Annotated in this window: 16 protein-coding genes; 2 read left to right on the forward strand and 14 right to left on the reverse strand. The window is 47.7% G+C overall.

The genetic code is table 11. The features are described 5' to 3' along the window. Positions 1–95 precede the first annotated feature (95 nt). A complete protein-coding gene (locus tag P364_RS0125355; RefSeq protein ID WP_024632843.1) occupies positions 96–1,373 on the forward strand; it encodes an MFS transporter in 1,278 nt (425 codons plus the stop codon). A 36-nt stretch (positions 1,374–1,409) separates the two neighbouring features. Here the strand turns inward: P364_RS0125355 and P364_RS0125360 are convergent, their stop codons facing one another. From P364_RS0125360 to P364_RS0125375, 4 genes are all read right to left on the reverse strand, one after another. Continuing rightward, positions 1,410–1,880, reverse strand: coding sequence for an NUDIX hydrolase (locus P364_RS0125360; RefSeq protein ID WP_024632844.1), 471 nt, complete (start codon positions 1,878–1,880; stop codon positions 1,410–1,412). Between the two features lie 146 nt (positions 1,881–2,026). After that, on the reverse strand, positions 2,027–3,232 hold the full coding sequence (locus P364_RS0125365; RefSeq protein ID WP_024632845.1) for a nitric oxide synthase oxygenase: 1,206 nt from the start codon (positions 3,230–3,232) through the stop codon (positions 2,027–2,029). 129 nt (positions 3,233–3,361) lie between these two features. Continuing rightward, positions 3,362–3,841 (reverse strand): Dps family protein, encoded by a 480-nt coding sequence (locus tag P364_RS0125370; RefSeq protein ID WP_024632846.1) that lies wholly within the window; start codon positions 3,839–3,841, stop codon positions 3,362–3,364. Between the two features lie 347 nt (positions 3,842–4,188). Continuing rightward, on the reverse strand, positions 4,189–4,929 hold the full coding sequence (locus tag P364_RS0125375) for an HAD family hydrolase (protein WP_029881284.1): 741 nt from the start codon (positions 4,927–4,929) through the stop codon (positions 4,189–4,191). A 208-nt stretch (positions 4,930–5,137) separates the two neighbouring features. On the opposite strand from P364_RS0125375, the gene P364_RS0125380 reads away from it, so the two are divergent. Then, entirely contained in the window at positions 5,138–6,583 is a 1,446-nt protein-coding gene (locus P364_RS0125380) for an ATP-binding protein (RefSeq protein WP_192271479.1), read from the forward strand. A gap of 106 nt (positions 6,584–6,689) precedes the next feature. On the opposite strand, the gene P364_RS0125385 is transcribed toward P364_RS0125380, so the two are convergent. The 10 genes from P364_RS0125385 to P364_RS0125430 all read right to left on the reverse strand — a co-directional run bounded on the left by P364_RS0125385 (position 6,690) and on the right by P364_RS0125430 (position 21,014). Further along, the gene (locus P364_RS0125385; RefSeq protein ID WP_024632849.1) at positions 6,690–8,450 is read right to left on the reverse strand and encodes an adenine deaminase; all 1,761 of its coding nucleotides are present in this window, start codon (positions 8,448–8,450) and stop codon (positions 6,690–6,692) included. A gap of 121 nt (positions 8,451–8,571) precedes the next feature. Beyond that, the gene (locus tag P364_RS0125390; RefSeq protein WP_024632850.1) at positions 8,572–9,630 is read right to left on the reverse strand and encodes an ABC transporter ATP-binding protein; all 1,059 of its coding nucleotides are present in this window, start codon (positions 9,628–9,630) and stop codon (positions 8,572–8,574) included. An 18-nt stretch (positions 9,631–9,648) separates the two neighbouring features. After that, positions 9,649–10,440: an ABC transporter permease gene (locus tag P364_RS0125395; protein WP_024632851.1), complete on the reverse strand. Its 792-nt coding sequence runs from the start codon at positions 10,438–10,440 to the stop codon at positions 9,649–9,651. 4 nt (positions 10,441–10,444) lie between these two features. Beyond that, positions 10,445–11,263, reverse strand: a complete 819-nt coding sequence (locus tag P364_RS0125400; protein WP_024632852.1) for an ABC transporter permease — start codon at positions 11,261–11,263, stop codon at positions 10,445–10,447. A gap of 224 nt (positions 11,264–11,487) precedes the next feature. Then, entirely contained in the window at positions 11,488–12,426 is a 939-nt protein-coding gene (locus P364_RS0125405) for a nucleoside hydrolase (protein ID WP_024632853.1), read from the reverse strand. Positions 12,427–12,537: 111 nt separating this feature from the next. Next, entirely contained in the window at positions 12,538–13,608 is a 1,071-nt protein-coding gene (locus P364_RS0125410) for an ABC transporter substrate-binding protein (RefSeq protein WP_024632854.1), read from the reverse strand. A gap of 508 nt (positions 13,609–14,116) precedes the next feature. Further along, positions 14,117–14,461: a Na-translocating system protein MpsC family protein gene (locus tag P364_RS0125415; protein WP_024632855.1), complete on the reverse strand. Its 345-nt coding sequence runs from the start codon at positions 14,459–14,461 to the stop codon at positions 14,117–14,119. 204 nt (positions 14,462–14,665) lie between these two features. Then, positions 14,666–18,334, reverse strand: coding sequence for a GH32 C-terminal domain-containing protein (locus P364_RS0125420; RefSeq protein ID WP_024632856.1), 3,669 nt, complete (start codon positions 18,332–18,334; stop codon positions 14,666–14,668). Between the two features lie 289 nt (positions 18,335–18,623). Beyond that, the gene (locus tag P364_RS0125425; RefSeq protein WP_024632857.1) at positions 18,624–19,514 is read right to left on the reverse strand and encodes an ROK family protein; all 891 of its coding nucleotides are present in this window, start codon (positions 19,512–19,514) and stop codon (positions 18,624–18,626) included. An 18-nt stretch (positions 19,515–19,532) separates the two neighbouring features. After that, a complete protein-coding gene (locus P364_RS0125430) occupies positions 19,533–21,014 on the reverse strand; it encodes a glycoside hydrolase family 32 protein (protein WP_024632858.1) in 1,482 nt (493 codons plus the stop codon). Between the last annotated feature and the right edge of the window lie 46 nt (positions 21,015–21,060).

Genomic DNA, 21,060 nt, shown 5'->3' on the forward strand with positions numbered 1-21,060 from the left:
GCATACATTACGGGTATATGTCGATATCTACGCATTCAGGTAGAGCGATTGAAGAACGATCAGAGTTCAGTTTATGTGCGAAAGGAGTCTTGTTGGTGGATATTCGCCGTAACCTGCCTTTGCTGATGATCATTTGTTTTCTTAGTCAGATGGGCGGTTTCATGATCCTGCCCCTGTTCCCCTTGTTTATTGAGGAATTTGGCCTGTCCGGCTGGATGATGGGGGTTATTTTTGCACTCTTTTATGTTGGCAAAGTGATTGGCGGGGTGCCCGCTGCGGCACTCTATCGGAAAATCGGGGGCAAGCGGGCACTGATTGCCATGCTGTTGCTGCTTGCTGTCTGTATGGGCGGGTTCGCTGTATCTTCTGCAGCGCTACTATTCGGCCTGCTGCGGATGCTGCAAGGGCTCGCTTCTACCGGACTTACGGTCGTCGTGCGTTCCATCATCGGGGATGAGGGCAATGTCGACAACCGGGGGCTGTTCAACGGTTATATCAGCAGCAGTGAAGGCGGGGGTATGGTGCTGGGTCCGGTCATCAGCGGCTGGCTCTCGTTGCACTGGCCGTTGTCCGTTCCTTTTTTACTTGTTACCGTGTGCTGTCTGATGGCTGTCGTTGCGGCAATGGGGATAAAGTCGGCATCAAAAGCAGAGCATTCGTCTGAAAGTGAGGTGAACGGTCTGACCTCAGGCGAGTCTCCAACTATTGTAAAACAAACGCATACGCCTATGGATACGAATTACACTGTTTCTCCAGCAAACGATATACCTAACCCAACCATTCCAGAACCATCCACAGGACTTACCCGGCGGCAGCAACTGATTGGCTACGGTACGGTGCATTTTCTGGAGATGAGTGCCTATGCCGTGTTTCTGACTTATTTTGCACTATATGCTGCTCATATCATGCACTGGGACCCGTTTGCGACCAGCCTTGCCTTTACCGTTGCCGGAATATCTACACTTGCGGCTGCCCCTATAGCAGGTTACTTGTCTGATCGGATGGGAGATCGCCTGCTGCTCTGCATGTTCGGCATGCTGATGATTGGCATCGAAGTGGTCGTTTTTCTGAGTACATCTTCTTATGTCTGGGTTTACGTGGGCATGCTGATCGGCGGCGTTGGAGGTGCATGTTACATGGATTCGTTCTTTGCGCACATCGGCGATCACATCCCGGACGAGGGCAGGAGCTCCGTCATAGGCAAAATTGTCTCTGCCGCCGAGATTGGCTCGATCGTTTCCCCTCTGGTGGCTGCGCTGCTTGTGGAGTATGGATCGCTGTATACTGTGTTCGTGTTCAATCTGCTTCTGATCGCTGCAGCCATTGCCGTTCAGGCAGTGATGCGCAGCCGCTACAGATCCAAACGGGGGTAAACGCACAAGACTGCCCACACCAGTGGGCAGACTCCATCATTTATTTATTCCTAATAAAGTTGCTATATGTAGTGCATTTTCTTCAATTTTACTTTTTAAATAAGGGTCTGTTTTCTCAGGCAATTCCGTCGGTTTATAGAACTTCGCTTCAAGGACTTCCACCCCATCGGGCTTCAACTCGCCTTCAAATTCCGTACAAATGTAACCAATGACCACATTATAATATTCATGTCCATTTCTTAATTTCGTGTATAACTCTTTCCCGGAAAAGACGCCGTATAGCTTAAGTTTCTTGATCTGTAGCCCAATCTCTTCCCTTACCTCTCTCATCGCACATTCTTCCACCGACTCGCCCAGCTCCATCATTCCACCTGGTACTCCCCACGTATCATCTGCATTTCGAACCAACAAAATTTCACCTGATTGATTCAATATTAAAATACTCGGTCTCACCAGAATAACAGGTGCATTGCCAACCATTTCTCGAAGCGATTCAATGTAACCCATGGATAACCGCTCCTATATAAAGTCATGGTCCTTATTATAGAAGTGCAATTAATTTCCATATAGAGAAAGAATATTTAGCTTCATTTCCTATTTTGGAGCCTGTTCTTTGATGAAAACACTTCAAAAAAATAACCCGCTCGCACACATCAGTGTGCAAACGGGCATTTCATTGGTGGATTCTCCGCCTTAGGCTGGTGATCCCCCACGAGTTGTTGGCTTTCCCTGTTCTGAAGTTCAGCTTCTACCTTTTCTGAATCCAGCTTATAGGAATGATCTCCATAGAAAAAGTTTGGCTTCACAATCTCATTGCGGTAGGAGCTGTGGAAAATATGCGTCGTCGCCGGAGACACGGGCGGAATCAGCCAAACCCAATCGCCTGTCAGCTCGCGCCCAGCCTTCTCCTCCCGCTGCTCAAACAAGGCAAATTGCGCTGCCGCCGTGTGGTGATCCACAATGCTCACGCCTGCTTTCTTGAACGAATGCAGCACAGCTACATTCAGCTCTACCAGGGCCCGATCCTTCCACAATGTCGTTTCACTCGACGTATTTAGGCCAAGCGCTGCCGCTACAGCAGGCAGTTTGTTATACCGAAACGTATCCGCCAGATTACGCGCACCGATCTCAGTACCCATATACCAGCCGTTGAATGGAGCTGCCGGGTAGGATATGCCGCCAATCTCCAGCCGCATATCGGCAATCATCGGCACACCGTACCAGCGCATGCCCAATTCAGCAATCTCGGGACGCTCCGGGTGTTCAATCCTCACTTCCACGATGTCTTCCTCAGGCACAGGATACCACTCAGGAGCTTGTCCTTGAGCTTGAATAATCAGTGGCAACACATCATATTGTGTGCCTTCCCCCTGCCAACCAAGCGAAATTGCTGTCTTCGTTAGCTCAACGGATGCAGGGTCGCCTACAATACCTTCCGTCGTTTCATATCCGGCATAACGAATCAACTGGTGATTCCAGATCCTCACGGGTGCTCCATTCGGTCCATCAGGTGGAAGGATCGTAATCATTGGAATGACCTTACCTCCGTTGGAGGCCGCTCGGATGTGCGTCAGCACAGCATCCGCTGCTGTTCCAACGGTATCTGCATGCCGCGCATCGATAATGCGCAGTTTATCCCAGAACAGCCGTCCGATGCAGCGGTTGCTGTTCCGCCATGCCATTTTACAGCCATGCTCCAGTTCATCCGCAGTATGCACATATGTGCCTGTGTGCTCAATCTCATTCAGAACTGCAACAAGCCGGGCCTGCGCGTCTTCACGCGAATGGCCCAGCTCCTCATAACATCTATATATAAACCGTTCAGCTTCATCCCGCAATTCTTCCAGGTCTGTCCGCATTATTCATTCCACCAATCTATACATCTTGAATGCCATCATTATACGGCAAGAACACCGGATTTGTAAGCGAACGGGCACTTTGTTCACGGACTCTACATATCGTTGTCAGCGGATGCAGGGGAACTTAGCTTATTTGCCCAAAAATGCGTTTAACATCCAGATTTCTTTATCCAATGCAGCGGTGAATCCAATCAGCATATCTTCAGTTGCGTTATCCTCGGCTTCGCCCGCTGCTTGAATACCCTGGTTAATTACACCCACCATAGCTCTCAGATCGGCAACTACTGTCTCTACCATGTCTTCAGCCGAGAACTGTCCCTGTGCTTCCTCAACTGGTGACAACCGCAGTTGTTCAGCCATCGTTGCGACCGGGCGTCCACCAATGGCCAATAGGCGTTCTGCGGCTTCGTCCATATTCGCTGTAGCCATGTTATATAACTCTTCGAATTTGGCATGCAGTGTGAAGAAGTGAGGACCTTTGACATACCAGTGGAAGTGGTGCAGTTTGGTGTACAGTACAGACCAGCCTGCGATCTGGCGGTTCAGGACCTCTTGAAGTTCAGTGGTATGGTTTGCAAAAGTATTGTTTCTAGTTTGGATTGTACTCATGGAATTTATCCCCTCTCGAATACGATATAGTTTTGATTTTGATAACGTAGTTTAACTTGCTTTCGTTTGTTTAATTTAATTTAGACTTAATCTAAATCTTGTTTTAATTATAACACTGCACTTATCCTTTGTGAAGGCTTTAGCCTACTCTTTCAAATGAAGATTCCATGAAGCTGTGCTTCATCTTGACTCATGTGGAAAGACTCTTCCAACACCTTTACACACAGTATCTATACCGCGATTTTCGCCGATATACAATGACAATCCTCACTCCGTATCCAACAACAAAAAAAGCCCTGATCCTCAAATGAGTAATCAGGACTGCATCAATGCACATAGCGCACGCTTTATTGTTGAACCAACTCGGATGTAAGGATACGACTTACCTCTTCATAACTACGCGCAACATGATGAGGTTGATGCTCTGATTCTGGCAAAGCATTACGATGGTTAAACCAGATCACTTTCCATCCGGCATCCACTGCACCGACAACATCATTGCGCCAAGAATCGCCGATGTAATAACTGGAGCTGGAATCCGATCCCGTCTGCCTGCTTACATGCTCAAACAATCTGCGATCCGGCTTGGCATAACCAAGTGTACCCGAAATAAAAATCCGTTCCTCAGGGATAAGGCTGGAAACATCAAGCGCTTCGAGCTTCTTCTGCTGATGCGCTCCTTCTCCATTGGTAATTAACCCTACTGTATGCCCTTCTGCAAGAAGTCTCCGTATAAGTTCATATGCCCCCTCAAAGGGTTGGATCTGAAACTGTCTATTTAAATACTGTGCTTGCAATTCTTCAGCCTGTCCCGATTGCAAGGGTAGTCCAAATTCCGCCATGGTCAGCTCAAATCTGCGATGACGCATCCGTTCCACCGCTTCCGGTTCGGGTACAGCAGACAAGTCTTCTTGGGCAGACAGCCAGTCGCTATAATAACGGAAACGATGGTATGCCTCGCCATACGGGAAATCGTCTGGCAGACCAAGAACCTCCTGTAGTGCTCCTCTCAGCGGCTGCAAGTGGTCATACAAGGTATCGTCTACATCGAAAAAGATGGCTTTAGCAGCATTTGTTATTTCTATCATCGTTGCTTGTCCTCCTGCGATGTGCTATCAACTTGTTATTCTATTCTTAGAATAAGGCTTTTTTTATCAAAATGTTAGTGAATAAAGAATTAATAAACATGAAATTGGTTTCAGGATCGTTTTTCCTCGAATTTTGTAAAGTATAATTATACTTTATCAGTAAATACTGTATAATATAATTATACTAAATGAAGGTTGGTGAATATAGTTGAAAGATCTGATAACCGAAGAGAGCATATTACAAGTACTCAGGGGTTTTAATAAATGGTGGGAGTCAGGGAAAGTTCAAGACGATTTTGCTAAACCAACTAAACGTTTTGCGTATTATGATGCAAAGCAAAGCTTCGAACACACAGAGATTCGTCGTCATGTCATTCTAACTGGTCCACGCCGTGTAGGGAAATCAACTATTATGTATCAAACGATCCATGATGCATTAGAAGCAGGTGTGCCTAAAAAGAATTTGTTATATGTTTCTTTTGATCACCCTATTTTAAAGATGTCTGAAATAGACAAAATTTTAAAAATTTTTATTAATAATGTTGCTGTCGATGAAAATATATATCTCTTCTTAGATGAAATTCAATATGCACATGAATGGAATGGATGGTTGAAAACCATTTACGACACTTTCCCTACTTACCGTGTAATGGCTACAGGATCAGCGAGTCCTATTTTAAGTGAGAAGATGCCCGAGAGTGGTGTTGGAAGGTGGACTCAGATTAGGATACCAACTCTTTCATTTTATGAATATCTTGAAATCAGAGAAATTCCAGTTCCATCCATTAACGAAACCTTGGGTCCGACATCTTTGAATTCTTTGACATCAGTTGAACTAGAACAACTTATGAAAGATTTGGAGCCAATAGAAAAACACTTTCATCGCTATCTTTTGATTGGAGGATTCCCAGAGATTGCTCGGACTGACGACATAAGTTATGCACAAAGAATCATTCGAGAAGATGTAGTGGATAAAGTATTAAAAAGAGATATGGTCTCCTTATTCAATGTTAGAAATATCGATGAGTTAGAGAGAATATTTCTATATTTGTGCATGACTACTGGTGATATAATGGAAGCAACTACAATAGCTAGTAATATGGGTATTACACGACCGACAGTTGTAAAGTACATGGCACTCTTGGAATTAGCAAATCTTATTTACTTGAGCTACCCGGTACAAATGACTGGAAAAAAACTTTTGAACTCGAAACCGAAGGTATATTTAGCCGATCCAGCGATCCGTAATGCAGTCCTTGTTAAAGGCGAAGAAGTCCTTCAAGATCCTGATCAAATGGGGAAAATTGTAGAATCTGCGGTATACAAACATATTAGTACTTTTTACTATAACTTCAATCCTCGAGTTGGATACTACCGAGATTCTAGCACGCAGAAGGAAATTGATATTGTCCTTATGATGCCTAGCTTTAAAATCTTAATGGAAGTAAAATATCGCGAAGACTCTCGTCTTAAGGAAACTGAAGCAATTGTAGAATGGTCAAAGAATGACAAAACAACTTCATCACTATTAATCACTAAACAAAGTGATGATTTTGGATTGTTTGGTCATACCTCAATTATGAGAATACCTGCCTTCGCATTCCTATACTTACTAGGGCATGCAGAGAAGCACCGATACAGAAAAAAGAGTTGAACTTGGGAACTTAATTCATCCAAAACTTCTCATATTTTCAGACAGAAACGATCCCCTACTACACCACTCATCGTGGCAAAAGGAGAGGATCGTTTGTTATGCTACATCACTCCACGATCAACGGTACAACCTTGCCTGCATTCACATCAATCAGGCCGTGATCCGTAATTTTCAGAGCTGGACTTACCGCAAGGGAATGAGTACTTATCGACATAATCGGGTTATAGTGCACATAACCAAGAGACAACATCGCTGCACGCAGTTTTTTCACTTGGTGGGACACTACCGCCAGCGGTTCCTCCGTCAAAATACCACCCACAGGGAGTTCGAGATGAGACAACACTTTACCGTCTTCCACCACACAGAATCCACCCTGGCTCGAAATTACCGTGTTAGCTGCCAAGATCATATCTTCACGATTGCGACCTACGACCAAAAGGTTGTGGTTATCATGGGAATACGTTGTCGCAATGGCCCCACGCTTGATCGTGTCTCCACCAATCAAACCATGTGCCCGGTTACCGTTCACACCATAACGCTCAAAGGTCGCAATCTGTCCATATTCACTCTCTTCCCAGAGCAGTTCACCATTCGCAGCCTGAACCTGTGCAATATGCTCTTCCACAAAGGTTGAACCGTCCTTCACCATCATAACCCGGCAGTTGTTTAGACCATTTTCAGATAACTGCGCGTCTGAGTCAGATGCTTCACTTTTCCCACTCACCTTCGGATCAGACAAACGAATTGCAAAATCCTCGGTTCCCAGCAGATCCAACTGCACGCTCTTGTAAAAGTGAGGTGGAAACTGCCCACTGATCCGGTCTTGCTTGTACGGTTCGTAGTCGTCATAAGCTTTACGGCCATTTTTGTATACTTGCTCTACTGCAAGTGTATCTAAGTTGGACAGCAGCACATAATCCGCCACTTTGCCTGGGGCAATGCTACCGCGATCAGTCATTTTCATTCGGGATGCAGGGGTCGAGGTTGCTGCGTAAATTGCATCTTCAGGGCGCATACCCATCCGAATGGCTTTACGCACGATATGATCCAAATGTCCCCGTTCCACCAGCGAATCAGGCATAACATCGTCCGTTACAAAGCAGAAATGCTGTGCAACATCATGCTGAATCAGGTACTCCATAACTTCTGGCGTCATCGATTTTTCCTGAATTTCTATAAACATGCCTGCCGCAATTCGCGCCTGCAAGCCTTCAATACTCTGATGGGTATGATCGGAATCCACGCCCGCATAGATCAGTCGGTGCAGATCCAGCCCAAGCAGTTTCGGTGTATGACCTTCGATCACAAGATCGGGATAGTTCTGGCGAATATGCTGGAGGATCTGGTTGGTCTTGCATTCCGGGTCCCGGATGACGTCCACATAGTTCATGATCTCACCCAGACAGATGATCTCTCCAGTAGCGAGCAGCACATCCATGTCTTCGATTTCGATTGAACCGCCCGTTGTCTCCATTGGTGTCGCCGGAACGGAGCTTGGGATGGCGTAGAACATGTCTACGGTTGTCTCGCGACTGGCCGACATCATCTCCTGCACACCTTCCAAACCAAACACATTCGCCATCTCATGCGGTTCCGCCACAATGGACGTTACCCCGCAACGGATCAGGCCATGGGAAAAGGTGGCTGGTGTCACCATCGTACTCTCGATGTGCAGATGAATATCAATAAGGCCCGGAATCATGTAACGTCCCCGTGCATCAATCACTTCATCGGCTTCAATCATTTCCGGTCCGCCTGACCCAACATACATGAATCTGCCGTCCAGTACAGCCACGTTGTTCATTTCGAATCGTTTATAATAACTGTTATACACATGTACATTCTTAATTAGTTGATCTGCACGCATGGGGCATAATCTCCTTCTTCATGAGCATTTTACAGCGATCCAGAGCGGTAGTTTACAAGTAGCCATACTACTCTGGATTCAACTGATAAAATGCCTCTTTTACTGCTTCTGCTTCCTGCTGCTATTCCACAAGGACAAGCTTATCCTGCGGGAAAATCAGATTCACACGCTGTCCGCTGAGATAAGGTGTCTCCATCTCCTGATTGGCTGTGAAGTCGCCAAGTTCTGTCTCGATGACGTACTGATAGCTGCGTCCAAGGTATGTGCTTACTTTTATAATCCCTGGCAAAGCATTAGCCATGTCTCCAGAGGTATCTCCGCTAACCATCAAATCATCCGGGCGAATCGCACCTTTGCGTGCACCGGGACGTGCCGTTCCGGGATGCGCAGTTGCGGTGAACAAACGACCACCCGCTTTCAGCGTGATCACCTCTCCTGCATCACTGCGCTCTGCGAATTCAATGAAATTGTGGAAACCGATAAATTGGGCTACAAATTCCGTGGCCGGGTATTTAAAAATCGTCTCCGGGCGGTCGAGCTGCTCGACAACGCCTTTGTTCATAATCGCTACCTGATCGGAGATGGAGAAGCACTCCTCCTGATCATGAGAGACATAAAGCGTCGTAATGCCCAGTTCCTGCTGAATGCGGCGAATCTCCACCCGCATATTGAGTCTCAGGTTGGCATCCAGGTTACTGAGTGGTTCATCGAACAATAGCAAATCCGGTTCAATAACCAGTGCGCGGGCAATTGCCACACGTTGACGCTGACCACCAGACAGTTCTGTTGGAAAACGTTTCTCAAACCCGTTCAGGTTAACCACCTCAAGGATGCGCATCACACGTGATGAGATATCCTTGTCTTTCACCTTGCGCATCCGCAGGCCGAAGGCCACGTTGTCATAGACAGACAGATGCGGGAATAGCGCATAACTCTGAAATACAAATCCGAAATTCCGTTTGTTCGCCGGAACCTTCGTATAATCCTTGCCGCCGAACATAAACTTGCCCTGTGTTGCTTCCAGGAATCCGGCGATGAGGCGCAGCGTAGTTGTTTTGCCGCAACCGCTCGGTCCGAGCAGGGAGAGCAGCTTACCTTTTTCCAGCTCCAATTGAAAATCCTTCAGGATCGTCTGGTTATCGTAAGCCACCGATACGCGATCCAATGTCAGCAATGCCATAGCGTTCTGCGCCTCCAATTAACGTTTAGTAAAGTATGAGAATCCGCCCATGATCCGTTCGATCACGAACATTAAAAGTCCAGTCAATACCATCAACAGTACGGAAATAGCTGCAATGGTTGGGTCAAAATAATTTTCAACATAGGTCAGCATCTGAATGGGCAATGTGCTTACCCCCGGTCCGGTCATAAACACGGAAATGTCCACGTTGTTGAACGATTCCAGAAACGCAATCAGCACCGCCGCGAGAATACCGGAACGAATGTTGGGCAGCACGATCTGGAAGAACGTTCTAACCCGTCCCGCGCCGAGACTCAGGGCCGCTTCTTCCACTGCAAAGTCAAAGCTCGACAGACTCGATGCGATAACGCGAATGATAAATGGCAGCATGATAATGGTGTGACCAATCAGCAGACCCAGATACATCGGCAGGTGATAGATCACGATCAGGTATTTCATCAAAGTAAAACCAAGCACGATTCCCGGAATGAGTACCGGGGACAGGAACAATGCATTCAGCACCGACTTGCCTTTGAAATCGTAACGACTAAGTGCATACGCAGCCGGAACCCCGAGCAACAGCGCCAGCAAATTTCCCAGCAGGGAAATGATGATGGACGTCTGGAACGTGCGAAGGAAACCGCCTGTGTTAAAAATATTTTCGTACCAGCGGAGAGAGAAGCCCTCCGGCGGAAATTTGAGTACCGTCCCCGGTTCAAACGAAGTCACCGAGATGATCAGAAGCGGGCCCAGCAGAAAGATAAAGACCAGCAGACTGAACAGGCCCAGCCCGATATGTTTCTCCCGCATATGTCTACCCCTTCGGATTTAAAGTTTTGGCCATTTTGTTCATGACACCGACCACGACAAATGTAATGACAATCATAATCGCAGCAACGACCGAGGCCAGATACCAGTCGTTCAGGGTCATAGCGTTCTGATAGAGGAACGTCGCAATGACGCGCTGTTTGCCTCCCAAAAGTGCAGGCGTCGTATAAGCCGTCAGGCTTCCGACAAAAACAAGTACGGCTCCGATCACAAGCCCTGGCACAGCCAGCGGGAACACCACTCGGCGGAATGCCGTGAAGCGTGATGCACCCAGGCTCTGTGCCGCCTTGAGCAGATCACCATCAATGTTCTCAAGCACACCGACCAGGGAAATGATCATGAGTGGCAGGAACAGATGGGTCAAACCGATCATCATGGCAGCCGGCGTATACAGAATATCCAGCGGCTTGTCCACGATCCCCAGTCCAACGAGGGCGTTGTTGATTAGCCCTTTGCGTCCGAGAATAATCATCCAGCTAAACGAGCGCACAACCGGGCTTGTTAGCAGCGGGAAGATGGCCAACGCGAGCAGAATGCCTTTGCGGCGCGGCGCTTTCCGTGAAATATAATAAGCTGTCGGGAATCCGAGCACCACGCAGACGATGGTGGTGACCACGCTGACTTGCAGCGTCGTAAGCAATATTTTCAAAAAGTAAGGGTCTCTGAAAAAATGCATGTATCCTTCAAACGTGAAGGAGTTTTCCTGAAAAAATGTCGATCCGATCGTCAGGACAATCGGAATGATCATAAATGCCGCCAAAAATATGAATCCTGGCAGCAATAGCCAGTATACTGATTTCTTCATCGCGGTACTCCTGACTTATAAAATGGTTTATATTCACATGTTAAAATCACAACTTTACACTATCTCACTCCGTGCCAGAAGAATCTTTCGATCGCTGTTATCCCCAGATTTTTTCGATCCTTTAATTAAAGGGTAAAATCCGGGGATAAAGGCGAGCGCTTCGCTTCTCCAGCTTTCTTCTGTCACTTCGTTCTCGTGTAAAAAAATGAATTTAACGGTCATAGCTACGCATTTAACGCGTTGATAAACAGTTCAAGGAAAGCTTCGGCGTCTACCGTTTCGCATACCAATGTATTGGGCTGTTCGCCCAGACGGTTTTGGAAGTCACACACCATCTGGCCATCACACAGGCGGCTGGCTGTCTCGACATCGACGTAATATGATTTGCGTCCAACCAGTTCCGGGGCAAGTGCGACGCCCACTGCCAGTGGATCATGCAGAGCACAAGCTCGGATGCCGTTCATTTCTTCGTAACGATTGATGTAAATCTCCGTGCTCTGTGCCACATAATCGCGAAGCACAGGATCAGTCAATCGTCCGATGGCTTCTTCATTCAGCAGCGTTTGACGGGTAACATCCAAGCCAACCTGCGTGAGCTTCTCGAAACCTGCATGCAGTACAATGCGTGCGGCTTCGGGATCGGCGTACGTGTTGTACTCCGCAGTAGGTGTAACATTGCCATGTCCACGAACGACGCCACCCATGAAGATGACTTCCTTCAATAATGTAGGCAGTTCAGGACACTTCATCAGAGCCAACGCCAAATTCGTCAACGGCGCGGTCATAATCAGTGTCAATTCGCCTGGGTATAACTTCGCCTGTTCAATGATAAAGTCCGGGGCAAAGCCTTCATCCGCCTGCTTGGATACGGCCGGATCAGGCAGCGCACCACCCAATCCGTCTTGTCCGTGAACCCGGTGCTCATAATGAGACTTGCGTGTGAGTGGGCCAGCCGCTCCGGCAATGACCGGAATGGAGGGTGCTCCCACCAACTCGAGTATTTTGCATGTGTTATCCGTTGCCTGCTGGAGCGATACGTTCCCACAGACCGTGGTAATTCCGAGAATGTCCAGCTTCCGACTCTTGACGGCCAGCAAGATCGCCAGCGCGTCATCAATACCAGTATCCACATCCAGAATGATGCGATTTCCTGTTTCACTCATGCATTCCCAACTCCTCTGCCGTTAAATGATTGCTTGCTGCAAATGTTATTTGTCGAGCACAATCGATATCATTACTGCGGATCAACCTTATCGTTCAAACGTTGATTACGCTTATTGTGCAATCTCACGGTTCCAACGATCTGTCCATGCTTTGGCCTGTTGATTCACAAATTCCATATCCAGCTTGTTCAGCTTGCCAACCACGTCTGCGCCATACGTTACGCCTTCAGCTTCTTCGGCACTCAATTCAACTTTGGTATTTACCGGGGAATCCACTTTGGCTTTGGCGGATTTGGCTTGTACATCCTGGCTTAGCTGCCAGTTGATGAATTCTTCAGCGAGTTCTTTGTTCTTGCTGCCTTTCACGACGTTGATCGTATTCATAACTGCATATGCACCTTCGCTAGGTGTAACAAACTTCGCATTCGGCACTGCCGCTTTCAGATCCTTGAAGTACATTTCCATAATCGGTCCGCCAGCAATCTCTTCCTGGGAGAACATGTTCACGAACTCGGAAGTTTGCGTGTAGAATTTAACCACGTTGCCGCTTAATTTTTTCAGTTCCGCAAATGCTGCATCTTCATTAAACGTATCGTTTCCAGCTACGCGGGAAGCAGCATCCAATACCATTGGGCCTGCTGTTGCCGTAATGTTTGGAATCGTCAGATTATTGGCAAACGCCGGGTCCCACAGATCCGCCCATGAAGTGACTTCTTTGGAAACAAGGTCCGGGTTATAAGCGATTCCGAGCTGTCCAACCGTGTAGGCCGGGCCGTAATCTTCGCCAAGCGGTGCTTTGGCAATATCATAAATATCGTTCACATTCGGAATTTTGGAGCGGTCAATTTTCTCAAACAAACCTTCGTCAATGCCTTGCTGTGCATAGTAATCAGACAAGTAGATTACATCGACATTGGATGTACCTTGGCGGATTTTATTCAAACGCTCAGCGTTGTTACCCACTTCAAGTACGATGTCTACATTATGTTCTTTTTCAAAAGGACCAAATACTTCTTCATTGAAGAAATCTTCCGAGAACCCCCAAGTGGAGATGACGAGCTTGGTTGACGCCGTGCCTCCGCTTCCTGATCCGCCTGTAGCGTCCTCTATACTGCTGCCGCATCCTGCAAGTAATACCGATGTCATTGCCACTGCCGCCAAACCGCTAATCCACTTCTTCATCATGATCCTGATTCCCCCTGATATGTGTGATTTTTAACAACCCAAACCATTAAGTTGAACTAGCTTGATATTCTCAACTAAAATTTTACACAATAACGTAGAGGACAGAAAAAACCTGAAGAAGCGAAGCGTTCGCCTGAAAGCTTTCTGAAAGAAAGCTACATCGGAAGCATACGCCTATTCCCGGATTTCACCTTATCTAAATGAAATTAAAGAAATCTGGGAATAACAGCGATCGGAAGGTTGTTCTGTCATCGGAGTGCCAGTGTAAATCTTTGTTAGTTGGGCTTATATAGTTCAACTTAAAAAAAACAAAAAGAAAAGCATTCTTGTATAAACAAGAACACTTTTCTTCGTAAACAAAGGAAAGCGACACCCGCTGCCGGTACATCATCGGTTTCTGCTCCAGAATCAATCCGAAGGCAGACGCCATCATATGAAATTGTTCGGAATCCGAATCATGGACTAGAACCGTGCGCAACGCATGAATCGAACCTGTCAATCCATCCTATGCTTGTTCCAAAATCACATTCGTAATGGCCCACTGCGTGGACGCATCATAATCCCGTAATACAGCTTCGATTGGCAAACCCATGTGCTGCTCCAACTTCTCCCTGAATTTCTTCTTATACAAGACAGACATACGGAAGTCCACTTCCAGCTTCAAGCCGGGGGCCTCCCCTTCCAGGGCGTCAGAGCGCGGTGAACGGCGGTGCTTCGCGTAGAAGGTCACGATGTTCTGATCAATGGTCACTCTCAGGAGAGTGGTCCCAAAGCCGAACAGTTCCTTCGAAATTTCGTTATAATACTGGCACATCTTCTTCTTGCTCTCATTGCTGTCCAGCAGTTCCATGAACTCACCCACATCATTTACTACCGTACGTTCGACGTGTTAACACGATTGATTATACATATATCTACGATTTTAGGCAACCCAAAAGATATAGTTAACATGAAAATAACACATAAAAGCGAACGATAGGTATAAAACTAGTGAAAACAATTCGTACGTTTTCAAAGTGAGCATGCTTGACGATACCTATATCCCTTTTCCCTATTATTGTTGCTTAAAAACCCATCTTTGATACTCGCTCTCTTGATGAGGCACACCTATTATCAGCTCTGATCCATCCTCAGATACGCCGAGTGCGTGCCCGTTATGTGCACTTGTAATGCGCGTTGTCCCGTCCTCATTTTTTGAAATATTCCAGCGTTGATTCGCATAACCAAGGTACGAGTAGAGTTGGATGCGATTCTGTCCTACATCCCAATCCAGAGACATTCCGCTCAAGGTTCGAATGGAGTATGAGCCGGAATCATCGCCTGTCGGTACAAGCACCCATTTGAAACTTCTACTTGCATTCTCTGCCTCGTCAGCAACCTTTATCACTTCTCCTCCTTCAGATGGAACGGCGTCCATCACAACGGGACGTCCTGCGTTACGAATCATCACCTGCTCCAGATCTGCTGTCTTCGTATGGATTGCATTCACATTATGAAAGGAGGCACTTCCACCAAATACATGAACACCGAAATGTCCTTCGGCAAACGTTCCATCCTGAAGATCTATGATTCGTTCTCCGTCCACATCAATCTGAATTTGCGGACCATCCGCCTGAATTTTGATGTGATACGTATGATCCTTACGGATGAATTTCGGGATTTGAGCAAGCACCTGCCGATTTTCGAATTTCCCATTAACTTTATAAAATAATCGGATGGACTTCAGATTCGGGTCAATATTCAAGTAGTAGCCGCTTCGACCATCCTCGCTTGCACGGAATACAATAGACCCCGCTCCCCCCTGAGTACCTAGCGTCAGATCAGCATCATATTGAAAATCGCCTGCCGTTTCCTGTGCGATATACTGTGTATCTCCACTATAGTTGCCCTGTATGCCTTGTTTGGCAACAAGCCACTCGGTAGTTGATTTATCCGACTTCCAACCAGACAAGTTGGTGTGGAATGTGCCACTGGATACTGTAAACGGTATTTCGGCAAAAGCTTTGCCATCTGCCGTCGATGCCGTTACTACAGCTTCGCCTGCACCCACGGCTCGAACGGTCGCTTTCGTTTTATCAGCATGAACGATTTGCGCCACTTTAGGATTATTTACCTTCCATTTTAACGGTTGAGCGGCACCTTTCCCTGGTCTACTTTCCACCGTGGCGTACAGCGTTTGCGTCTGCCCAACATTCGCCGTTCTTCTTTGCAAATCTGCAATAACCTGAGACTTAGAGGACGTGCTCTTTCTCCAAATGTTATCTAAGGCGTACACCTTCATGGAGCTCACCTTCACTTCCCCACCAAGGCTATAAAAAGCCATTGCTCTTCCCGCCGGATCTGGAAAAATGACATCCGAGAAGACAACCTTGCCATCATCGCCAAAGACCTCAACAGAGGATTCATCGACAAATATACGTAGCTTCACCTTTTGATTTTCCGGTTGTAACGGAGCCTCATGGACCTTGGTGAATAAGTCGGAGAAGCTCACGTCACCAGAGCCGGTGCGATCCACGTACATGTTCTGCTGATCCACCTTGTATCCTACTGTGGTTTTCTGCCCTTCTCTTTGACGCAGTTGAAAACCAAACTCGGTTACAGGGCTATTAGCCGGAATTTCCACTTCAGCTTCAATTTCATACGCCCCCGCCGTTAGGCCATCCAGCGGATTTTTTGATTTTGGTCCAATCATCATTTGTTGTACACTATACAGGTTATGCCGCAGCGTTTGGAGCTCAGTGATTGGTGTTTGTACCAAACGCACTCCTTCATCCGTGGTTCGAAGGGAGACTTCTCTCGGTATGGTCAGTTGCCCTTTCCAAGAGGAGGTTGGGAATTCAAACGGATAATCCCAGTTCGTCATCCATGCAAGCATCACTTTCCGTTGATCGGGCATATTTGCAAAGGACATCGATGCGTAGAACTCTTTACCAAAGTCCGTTCTCAACACCTGCCCAACCGGATGATCGTTCAGGAATTCCCCTTCAGCTGTCAGCTCGCCTACAAAATATTCCGCATCAGAGCCTTGGGTCTTCGGATTGGCTCCTGTACTAATCATAAGCACCCACTTACGTTGACCCGTTCCATCTACAGGCAGCTGGATGAGATCGGGACACTCCCATACACCACCACGAACGTACTCGCCATATCCGAAGTTATCGGTTAAGGTCCAATCGAGCAGATTCGTTGAAGTAAAGAACCGAATGTGATCCCCGCCAGACACGACCATTATCCAGCGGTTATGATCTTCATCCCGGGCGACCTTCGGATCGCGGAAATCCCAGCTTCCCGGATCATCACCATTCTTGCCAGGGTTCTCAATGACAATGGGACGATCTTCAGCGTATTGCCAGTTCCGTCCTTGATCGGTGCTGTAAGCAAGGCCGATGCGTTGATTACCACCAGGTCTATCCGGATGATAGGATGTGTAGTACGCAATCAGACCTTTTCCACCCGAATCCGTGAACAGACCCGATGCATTATTCAGATCAGCAATCGCTGATCCCGACCATACATGTCCCTGATCATTCCAAGGCAAGGCAATAGGTAAACGCTTCCAATTTGTGAGATCAGAACTGACTGCATGAGCCCAGGTGCCTCCATCCTGATGAAACAGATGATATTCTCCTTCATAATAGACTAACCCGTTCGGATCACTTGCCGATCCCCGAATCGGAGAATAATGGTACTGGGGACGATAGTTCTCCTTGTAGTACACCGACTCCTCCGTCACATAGATATCCTGAAAATAAGCCATGCCTTGTTGAACGACTAGTCCGATATTTCCATTAGCGTAGCTTTTATCTGTGACCTCAACAGCGGCAGGGGTGTATCCATCCACATAAACCTGAATTAAGCTGCCTGAGGCTATAACTTCAATGTGATGCCTCGCACCCGGTTGACTTGGAACCTTGCGATTCGAGCTGGCGAGCACGGTTCCGTCCGTTTTTCGAAGCTGCACCCGAACTTCTTCACCTTCCCTGATCAGGGCTGCTTCATATCCCCTCGCTCCATCTGTACTCGCCCTGAATAACAGCGCTGCTGAGGTACTTGCATTAGCCAGAGATATATTTCCTTCATATACAAAATCAGACGCCGCTTTCTCGTAAATAACTCTTCCTTTTCCCTGAGCGTTTCCTTTCCCTCTATAGCCCTTCAAATCCGGCTGCCATTCACCTACGCTGCTAATCGGTTTGCCCATGTTGCCATTCATGATGCTAACCTGCACATTCTGGAACAAAGCAGACCCATCCCAAACGTGCAGCCCCAATTTTCCTGTCGAGTACGCACTGTCTTTCACATCAATCATCGGGTCATACCGATTATCCCAATAGACCTGAAGGCGCTCCCCGTCCGCTTTGACCTTCAGATGATAGATGCCTCCAGATTCCAGGTTTGCTTTATGTTCTACATTTAACGTTCCCGGCTGTCCACTTGCATCTCTTAGACGGATTACACCAGCCTGGGGGACCACTTGCAGCATATATGAAGACCAGCCTGTATCATTGGATCGAAAAACAAGGCTTGTATCCGCTTTCATATCCTGAATCATCAAATCCGCTTCATAGATAAAATTATCGGCTCGTGTGGCCGATATGGCCATCACATTCTCCCCGGCATCGGAAGCCAGACGTAGTCCCTCATCCGTGTCTTCCATACTGCCTTTGCCCTGCAATGTCCAATCCGACAAATTTGTTGCTGCCTTGGACACTTTGGTTAACATATGAACCGCCTCCTCGTGTTGTTTCACTGAGCCCTCGGAGGTCTGCTCCCTCCTTTGCGAGGCATTTGTCTCCATAACAGCTGCTGTGGAATAGGCCCCAGCAGCAGAAGATCCAAGGAAACAAGATAATAGAACACAACCGATGGTTCGGAACATAAATTTCATGAGCATTCCCTCTTTTCGTAGTATTAGATGAGACAAAAAATCCCACAAAGGACGGTGCAGTCTCTTAGCAAAATAAGTGAACCTGCATCCGTCCCTTCTGGGACATCTCAATGGGGATCAAACACTATGAAGCTGACGTGACACGTTCCAGTGCCTCTAAACCCAATGCGAGAGCACCGCATAGTCCTGCGTGCTGGCCCAACCCCGGCTGGACAATATATTGATTGATATGTTGCGTTATTGGGGCTGCATTCACATACCCGTTCAGGTTCCGTGCGACCTGCTCTCGGATCATGGGAAACAGATGATTTTGCTGCATCACACCACCGCCCAGGATGACCTTTTGTGGAGAATGAAGCAGAATGGCCGTCGTGATGGACTCCGCGATGTAAAAGGATTCGATCTCCCATGCCGGGTGGTCTGCAGGCAGCTCGCTACCAGGGCTCTGCCAGCGGGCTTGAATGGCTGGCCCCGCAGCCATCCCTTCGAGGCAATCGCCATGATACGGACATAATCCGGCAAAATGATCCTCTGGGTGCCGTCTCGTCCGGATGTGTCCACCCTCTGGGTGCAGCAATCCATGCACACGTTTACCTCCCGCTACAAGTCCAATTCCAACACCTGTGCCGATCGTATAATACACACAGTTGTCCAGTCCCTGTGCTGCTCCCCAAGCGACTTCTCCAAGGGCCGCTGCATTCACATCCGTATCCCATCCGAAGGGAACCGGGAATTCGCGCTTCAATGATCCAATAACATTACAGTTTTCCCACCCTGGCTTGGGCGTTGTCGTAATATAACCATAGGTAGGGCTATCCGGTTGCAGATCAATCGGACCAAAGGAGCCGATCCCGATCGCCGTCACTCCTTTGTCCCTAAAATAGTCGATGACCTTCGCCAGTGTGATCTCCGGATGTTCCGTTGGAAAGCTGCACCGACCTTCAATTTCCCCGTGCTCGTTACCGACACCACATACAAACTTCGTTCCACCCGCTTCTATGGCTCCTATACGCATCTTACTGTCCCCCCGTGCTCATTCCGATTGACCTTCAGTTTGGATGGGGGATAGTTCGTAGATATGAAGCGAAGAAAATACTAAATCCTTGTTTCCGGACTGCACAGAGATTCCCTTGGAACCCGCATCTGGATAGATCAGATCGGTAATAACCCCCTGTCCGTCATTGGCAAATACCTCTACAGATGAGTAATCCACAAAGATACGCAGATGTTGTTTGCCGTCGTCTGCTTTCAATTCAGCTCCATGGCGACCCAGGAAATGTTCATGGAAACTGCCGACGCCTGATCGACTTCGATCGATATACACTTCATTCCGGTTAGCATCCACACCTACGAGCGTTACGTAGTCCATGCCACTTCGTAATGCAAACTGGACAGATTGATCAGAAGCCCATTCCGCATGAATCTCATAGTTTACAAGGCGCAAGGTGTCCAACTGCTCACTCACCTGGCTGATGGAAGCATCCTGTAGGGATAACACTGACGTGCGGAACTGTTCCAACTCGCGCGCTGGTTGCTGAATCAGCACGACTTTTCCGTCCCTTGTCTCCAATGTCAGCTCTCTCGCAATAGTCATCGCGCCGCGGTAGTCTTCGGTTGGCGTCTGGTTGGCATACATCCAGTTACTCATCCACCCCATAAACAGGCGTCGGCCGTCTTCTGCCGGAATGTCGGACCAACTGACCCCTGCGTAGTTATCCCGACCATAATCAAGCCAACGAACGGTATGGGAAGCTTCATCAGGAACAAATGTAGTGCCATTAAAATCTCCAGTGAAGTACTGCGTTCTAGAGCCTTCCTTGAAGGCTGGATCTGCACCAATGCTGACGAGCATTACCCATTTCTCCTGACTCGTATCTCCATCCACAGCCAGCGGGAACAGATCAGGACACTCCCAGACACCATCATGCGAACCGATTCCTGCGCCGAACTCACTGCCCAGAGTCCAATCCTTCAGATCGGGAGAATGGTACAGACATACCGTTTGACCACAGGCAATAATCATAATCCATTCTTTGGTCTGCTCATGCCAGAAAACTTTGGGATCACGGAAATCCACGAACGACTCATGCTCCAGTACCGGATTGCCCTCGTACTTAATCCATGTTCTGCCGCTGTCCTTGCTATAAGCGAGGCTTTGTCGCTGAACCGGATCATGGTCTGCTACCTCCTGATGATGGGTGAAAATAGCCACCAGTCCTGGCTCACCATCAAAGAATCCGGACGTATTGTTCCAATCCACCACAGCGCTGCCGGAGAATATCATGCCATGTTCATCCGGCGCCAAAGCTATAGGTAGCTCTTCCCAAGTAACCAAGTCCCTGGTTACCGCGTGTCCCCAATGCATAGGTCCCCATGTTGTGCCAAACGGATGATGCTGGTAGAACAAGTGGTACTCGCCTTTGAAAAACACCATGCCATTGGGGTCATTCATCCACTTCTCCTTAGGTGAGAAGTGATAGACTCCCCGGTAATCGGATGTTGAGATTGTAGACATTATGGTTTACTCCTTTGGATCAAACCGTTGAAGAGGAGACTTTGCT

The sequence above is a fragment of the Paenibacillus sp. MAEPY2 genome (assembly GCF_000499205.1).
In the GTDB taxonomy this organism is placed as follows: domain Bacteria; phylum Bacillota; class Bacilli; order Paenibacillales; family Paenibacillaceae; genus Paenibacillus; species Paenibacillus vandeheii.

Coding starts and splice junctions, on each gene's coding strand:
- P364_RS0125360 (WP_024632844.1), bottom strand. CDS start 1,880: ATGGGTTACATTGAATCGCTTCGAGAAATGGTTGGCAATGCACCTGTT.
- P364_RS0125365 (WP_024632845.1), bottom strand. CDS start 3,232: ATGCGGACAGACCTGGAAGAATTGCGGGATGAAGCTGAACGGTTTATA.
- P364_RS0125370 (WP_024632846.1), bottom strand. CDS start 3,841: ATGAGTACAATCCAAACTAGAAACAATACTTTTGCAAACCATACCACT.
- P364_RS0125375 (WP_029881284.1), bottom strand. CDS start 4,929: ATGATAGAAATAACAAATGCTGCTAAAGCCATCTTTTTCGATGTAGAC.
- P364_RS0125385 (WP_024632849.1), bottom strand. CDS start 8,450: ATGCGTGCAGATCAACTAATTAAGAATGTACATGTGTATAACAGTTAT.
- P364_RS0125390 (WP_024632850.1), bottom strand. CDS start 9,630: ATGGCATTGCTGACATTGGATCGCGTATCGGTGGCTTACGATAACCAG.
- P364_RS0125395 (WP_024632851.1), bottom strand. CDS start 10,440: ATGCGGGAGAAACATATCGGGCTGGGCCTGTTCAGTCTGCTGGTCTTT.
- P364_RS0125400 (WP_024632852.1), bottom strand. CDS start 11,263: ATGAAGAAATCAGTATACTGGCTATTGCTGCCAGGATTCATATTTTTG.
- P364_RS0125405 (WP_024632853.1), bottom strand. CDS start 12,426: ATGAGTGAAACAGGAAATCGCATCATTCTGGATGTGGATACTGGTATT.
- P364_RS0125410 (WP_024632854.1), bottom strand. CDS start 13,608: ATGAAGAAGTGGATTAGCGGTTTGGCGGCAGTGGCAATGACATCGGTA.
- P364_RS0125415 (WP_024632855.1), bottom strand. CDS start 14,461: ATGGAACTGCTGGACAGCAATGAGAGCAAGAAGAAGATGTGCCAGTAT.
- P364_RS0125420 (WP_024632856.1), bottom strand. CDS start 18,334: ATGTTAACCAAAGTGTCCAAGGCAGCAACAAATTTGTCGGATTGGACA.
- P364_RS0125425 (WP_024632857.1), bottom strand. CDS start 19,514: ATGCGTATAGGAGCCATAGAAGCGGGTGGAACGAAGTTTGTATGTGGT.
- P364_RS0125430 (WP_024632858.1), bottom strand. CDS start 21,014: ATGTCTACAATCTCAACATCCGATTACCGGGGAGTCTATCACTTCTCA.